This is a genomic window from Vibrio nereis NBRC 15637 (assembly GCF_001591105.1).
In the GTDB taxonomy this organism is placed as follows: domain Bacteria; phylum Pseudomonadota; class Gammaproteobacteria; order Enterobacterales; family Vibrionaceae; genus Vibrio; species Vibrio nereis.
The window spans coordinates 1-667 of the sequence record NZ_BCUD01000060.1 but is presented as its reverse complement, the minus strand read 5'-3'; the positions used below and the strand labels follow the sequence as shown (position 1 = coordinate 667).

2 tRNA genes and 1 rRNA gene are annotated in these 667 nt (G+C 43.2%); all 3 read left to right on the top strand.

From position 1 onward, the window contains the following. Nucleotides 1-9 precede the first annotated feature (9 nt). A tRNA-Ala gene (locus VNE01S_RS18780) sits at nucleotides 10-85 on the top strand. Between the two features lie 38 nt (nucleotides 86-123). Then, a tRNA-Val gene (locus tag VNE01S_RS18775) sits at nucleotides 124-199 on the top strand. Nucleotides 200-489: 290 nt separating this feature from the next. After that, nucleotides 490-667: ribosomal RNA gene (locus VNE01S_RS18770) — 23S ribosomal RNA — on the top strand; the annotation flags it as partial.

Genomic DNA, 667 nt, shown 5'->3' with positions numbered 1-667 from the left:
TTTCAAGCTGGGGCTATAGCTCAGCTGGGAGAGCGCCTGCCTTGCACGCAGGAGGTCTGCGGTTCGATCCCGCATAGCTCCACCATCTTGAAATCTTCTTCCTATAAGAAGTAAAACTAATATGGGCGATTAGCTCAGTTGGGAGAGCACCTGCCTTACAAGCAGGGGGTCACTGGTTCGAGCCCGGTATCGCCCACCATTTTTAAGCACATTTACTTAAGTGTTCTTAAAAATGGTTTCGAAAGCTTTTATTAGCTAAAAAACTAGCTCTTTAACAATTTGGAAAGCTGACAAAACAACAATTTATTGTTGTTTGTAAAGTTCTCAATGTTTGTCTTTATGACAAACACCAATACAACACATTCAAGTGTTCTTGGAATTTGAGTCCGGCAAAATCGAGTCTGCATCATGTTTAAATAATGGCAGACAACTTTGGTTGTTTAAACAACATCCTCAAGATTCGCTCCGCGAAACTCTTTGGGGTTGTATGGTTAAGTGACTAAGCGTACACGGTGGATGCCTTGGCAGTCAGAGGCGATGAAGGACGTATTAACTTGCGATAAGCCCAGATTAGGCAGTAAAAGCCACTTGAGTCTGGGATTTCCGAATGGGGAAACCCAACTGCATAAGCAGTTATTGTTGCGTGAATACATAGCGTAACAAGGCA